Origin of the sequence: Microbacterium sp. NPDC056044 (assembly GCF_042267145.1) — a bacterium.
In the GTDB taxonomy this organism is placed as follows: Bacteria; Actinomycetota; Actinomycetes; order Actinomycetales; family Microbacteriaceae; genus Microbacterium.
The window spans coordinates 1-5159 of sequence record NZ_JBHJWZ010000011.1; the positions used below are offsets into that span (position 1 = coordinate 1).

Here is a 5159-nt window from a genome sequence, read left to right on the forward strand (position 1 = left end):
ATCGCATGGTGGGGGTTGGAAAGATTTTTTGGTCTGGGATGGGCTCGCGGCCTATCAGCTTGTTGGTGAGGTAATGGCTCACCAAGGCGTCGACGGGTAGCCGGCCTGAGAGGGTGACCGGCCACACTGGGACTGAGACACGGCCCAGACTCCTACGGGAGGCAGCAGTGGGGAATATTGCACAATGGGCGGAAGCCTGATGCAGCAACGCCGCGTGAGGGATGACGGCCTTCGGGTTGTAAACCTCTTTTAGCAAGGAAGAAGCTTTTGTGACGGTACTTGCAGAAAAAGCGCCGGCTAACTACGTGCCAGCAGCCGCGGTAATACGTAGGGCGCAAGCGTTATCCGGAATTATTGGGCGTAAAGAGCTCGTAGGCGGTTTGTCGCGTCTGCTGTGAAATCCCGAGGCTCAACCTCGGGCCTGCAGTGGGTACGGGCAGACTAGAGTGCGGTAGGGGAGATTGGAATTCCTGGTGTAGCGGTGGAATGCGCAGATATCAGGAGGAACACCGATGGCGAAGGCAGATCTCTGGGCCGTAACTGACGCTGAGGAGCGAAAGGGTGGGGAGCAAACAGGCTTAGATACCCTGGTAGTCCACCCCGTAAACGTTGGGAACTAGTTGTGGGGTCCTTTCCACGGATTCCGTGACGCAGCTAACGCATTAAGTTCCCCGCCTGGGGAGTACGGCCGCAAGGCTAAAACTCAAAGGAATTGACGGGGACCCGCACAAGCGGCGGAGCATGCGGATTAATTCGATGCAACGCGAAGAACCTTACCAAGGCTTGACATACACGAGAACACTCTGGAAACAGGGGACTCTTTGGACACTCGTGAACAGGTGGTGCATGGTTGTCGTCAGCTCGTGTCGTGAGATGTTGGGTTAAGTCCCGCAACGAGCGCAACCCTCGTTCTATGTTGCCAGCACGTAATGGTGGGAACTCATGGGATACTGCCGGGGTCAACTCGGAGGAAGGTGGGGATGACGTCAAATCATCATGCCCCTTATGTCTTGGGCTTCACGCATGCTACAATGGCCGGTACAAAGGGCTGCAATACCGTGAGGTGGAGCGAATCCCAAAAAGCCGGTCCCAGTTCGGATTGAGGTCTGCAACTCGACCTCATGAAGTCGGAGTCGCTAGTAATCGCAGATCAGCAACGCTGCGGTGAATACGTTCCCGGGTCTTGTACACACCGCCCGTCAAGTCATGAAAGTCGGTAACACCTGAAGCCGGTGGCCCAACCCTTGTGGAGGGAGCCGTCGAAGGTGGGATCGGTAATTAGGACTAAGTCGTAACAAGGTAGCCGTACCGGAAGGTGCGGCTGGATCACCTCCTTTCTAAGGAGCACCTCAACCCTGTGAGGGGTTGCAGGAACCTCAGTAGAGCGAATGTCTCTGCGGGGGCTCGTGGGTGGAACATTTGACATGGCATCAGCGCAGCTGGTGCCCACTAGTACGCCTGGTCTTCGGATCGGGTTGGAGGGTGGGTGCTGGTGAGCGGGGTGCCTGCACGCTGTTGGGTCCTGAGGGACCGGACGCCGCTGCTGCCCGTGAGGGTGGTGGGGGTGTGCAACTCTCTAGGGCTCCTGGGTGGCTGGCTGTTGCCGGTGTGTCTGGGAGTGCCGCCCGTACTTTGAGAACTACACAGTGGACGCGAGCATCTTTGCAAGATGACCCTTCGGGGTTGTTTTGTGTTGATGATCTTAAAGATCATTAGTCAATTTCTGATCGCATGCCTTTCGGGGTGTGTGGTCGAGTTTTTGATTCTCATGTTTTCAAGTCTTTAAGAGCAAACGGTGGATGCCTTGGCATCTGGAGCCGAAGAAGGACGTAGCAATCTGCGATAAGCCTCGGGGAACTGATAAGCAAGTTTTGATCCGAGGGTGTCCGAATGGGGAAACCCCGCTGGGCGGCGTGCCGACCCAGTGACTCCCGCCTGAATATATAGGGCGGGTAGAGGGAACGTGGGGAAGTGAAACATCTCAGTACCCACAGGAAGAGAAAACAACCGTGATTCCGTGAGTAGTGGCGAGCGAAATCGGATGAGGCTAAACCTTATGTGTGTGATATCCGGCAGGAGTTGCATGTGAGGGGTCGTGGGACTTTCCGTATCATTCTGCCGAGTGGTGAACGTGATGCGTCGATATAGGTGAACGGTCTTGAAAGGCCGGCCAGAGTGGGTGCCAGCCCCGTAACCGAAATGTCGGACGCAGCGTGGAGAGTATCCCAAGTAGCACGGGGCCCGAGAAATCCCGTGTGAATCTGTCAGGACCACCTGATAAGCCTAAATACTCCCAGATGACCGATAGCGGACAAGTACCGTGAGGGAAAGGTGAAAAGTACCCCGGGAGGGGAGTGAAATAGTACCTGAAACCGTTTGCTTACAAACCGTTGGAGCACCCCTGGTAGGTGTGACAGCGTGCCTTTTGAAGAATGAGCCTGCGAGTTAGCGATATGTGGCGAGGTTAACCCGGGTGGGGTAGCCGTAGCGAAAGCGAGTCTGAATAGGGCGATTCAGTCGCATGTCCTAGACCCGAAGCGAAGTGATCTATCCATGGCCAGGCTGAAGCGACGGTAAGACGTCGTGGAGGGCCGAACCCACTTAGGTTGAAAACTGAGGGGATGAGCTGTGGATAGGGGTGAAAGGCCAATCAAACTTCGTGATAGCTGGTTCTCTCCGAAATGCATTTAGGTGCAGCGTTGCGTGTTTCTTGCCGGAGGTAGAGCTACTGGATGGCCGATGGGCCCTACAAGGTTACTGACGTCAGCCAAACTCCGAATGCCGGTAAGTGAGAGCGCAGCAGTGAGACTGTGGGGGATAAGCTTCATAGTCGAGAGGGAAACAACCCAGACCACCATCTAAGGTCCCTAAGCGCGTGCTAAGTGGGAAAGGATGTGGAGTTGCTTAGACAACCAGGAGGTTGGCTTAGAAGCAGCCACCCTTGAAAGAGTGCGTAATAGCTCACTGGTCAAGTGATTCCGCGCCGACAATGTAACGGGGCTCAAGCACGCCACCGAAGTTGTGGCATTGACATTATTGGTAGGCCTTCGTGGTCCAGCCGTGTTGATGGGTAGGAGAGCGTCGTGTGGCGAGTGAAGCGGCGGGGTGACCCAGCCGTGGACGCTACACGAGTGAGAATGCAGGCATGAGTAGCGAAAGACGTGTGAGAAACACGTCCTCCGAAAGACCAAGGGTTCCAGGGTCAAGCTAATCTTCCCTGGGTAAGTCGGGACCTAAGGCGAGGCCGACAGGCGTAGTCGATGGACAACGGGTTGATATTCCCGTACCGGCGAAGAACCGCCCCAACTAATCCAGTAGTGCTAAGTATCTGAATCCCCATGACCGGATCCTTCGGGTGATGGCGTGGGGCCTAGCGTACGACCCCATTCTGGTGCGGTTAGCGTATTAACAGGTGTGACGCAGGAAGGTAGCCCATCCCGGGCGATGGTTGTCCCGGGGCAAGTGCGTAGGCCGAGTCATAGGCAAATCCGTGACTCATTGAGGCTGAGACACGATGCGGATGAAAAGTGGGTGATCCTATGCTGCCGAGAAAAGCATCGACGCGAGGTTCTAGCCGCCCGTACCCCAAACCGACTCAGGTGGTCAGGTAGAGAATACCGAGGAGATCGAGAGAATCGTGGTTAAGGAACTCGGCAAAATGCCCCCGTAACTTCGGGAGAAGGGGGGCCATCCACTTATACCCACTTGCTGGGAAAAGGGTGTGGTGGCCGCAGAGACTAGTGGGTAGCGACTGTTTACTAAAAACACAGGTCCGTGCCAAGTCGCAAGACGATGTATACGGACTGACGCCTGCCCGGTGCTGGAAGGTTAAGAGGACGGGTTAGCCGCAAGGCGAAGCTCAGAATTTAAGCCCCAGTAAACGGCGGTGGTAACTATAACCATCCTAAGGTAGCGAAATTCCTTGTCGGGTAAGTTCCGACCTGCACGAATGGCGTAACGACTTCCCAACTGTCTCAACCGCGAACTCGGCGAAATTGCAATACGAGTAAAGATGCTCGTTACGCGCAGCAGGACGGAAAGACCCCGTGACCTTTACTACAGCTTGGTATTGGTGTTCGGTGTGGCTTGTGTAGGATAGGTGGGAGACTATGAGACGGTGACGCCAGTCATCGTGGAGTCGTTGTTGAAATACCACTCTGGTCACTCTGGATGTCTAACTTCGAACCGTAATCCGGTTCAGGGACAGTGCCTGGTGGGTAGTTTAACTGGGGCGGTTGCCTCCCAAAAAGTAACGGAGGCGCCCAAAGGTTCCCTCAACCTGGTTGGCAATCAGGTGGCGAGTGTAAGTGCACAAGGGAGCTTGACTGTGAGACTGACAGGTCGAGCAGGGACGAAAGTCGGGACTAGTGATCCGGCAGTGGCTTGTGGAAGCGCTGTCGCTCAACGGATAAAAGGTACCTCGGGGATAACAGGCTGATCTTGCCCAAGAGTCCATATCGACGGCATGGTTTGGCACCTCGATGTCGGCTCGTCGCATCCTGGGGCTGGAGTAGGTCCCAAGGGTTGGGCTGTTCGCCCATTAAAGCGGTACGCGAGCTGGGTTTAGAACGTCGTGAGACAGTTCGGTCCCTATCCGCTGCGCGCGTAGGAAGTTTGAGAGGATCTGACCCTAGTACGAGAGGACCGGGTTGGACGAACCTCTGGTGTGCCAGTTGTACTGCCAAGTGCACCGCTGGTTAGCTACGTTCGGGATGGATAACCGCTGAAAGCATCTAAGCGGGAAGCCGGCCTCAAGATGAGACTTCCATACCCTTCGGGGTGAGAGGCTCCCAGCCAGACTACTGGGTTGATAGGCCAGATGTGGAAGTGCAGCAATGCATGCAGCTGACTGGTACTAATAAGCCGATGACTTGATAACACACCAAATTCTGGTGCTCGCGTCCACTGAGTGGTTCCCGATGTACGGTCGGAAACCGCAACTGAACAGAAGACATTTTTCACGTTGTGAAAGTACGGAACATCGAAAGAGTTTCGGCGGCCATAGCGAGAGGGAAACGCCCGGTCCCATTCCGAACCCGGAAGCTAAGCCTCTCAGCGCCGATGGTACTGCAGGGGGGACCCTGTGGGAGAGTAGGACACCGCCGGACACCCATTCACGGAATGGCCACCCATCGCAGGGTGGCCATTCCGCGTTAACA

General features: G+C 55.6%; 3 rRNA genes. All 3 read left to right on the forward strand.

The features are described from left to right. Positions 1-1337, forward strand: a 16S ribosomal RNA gene (locus ACFC1I_RS21025); the annotation flags it as partial. 435 nt (positions 1338-1772) lie between these two features. Continuing rightward, a 23S ribosomal RNA gene (locus tag ACFC1I_RS21030) occupies positions 1773-4879 on the forward strand. A 112-nt stretch (positions 4880-4991) separates the two neighbouring features. Continuing rightward, a 5S ribosomal RNA gene (rrf, locus tag ACFC1I_RS21035) occupies positions 4992-5108 on the forward strand. Positions 5109-5159 lie beyond the last annotated feature (51 nt).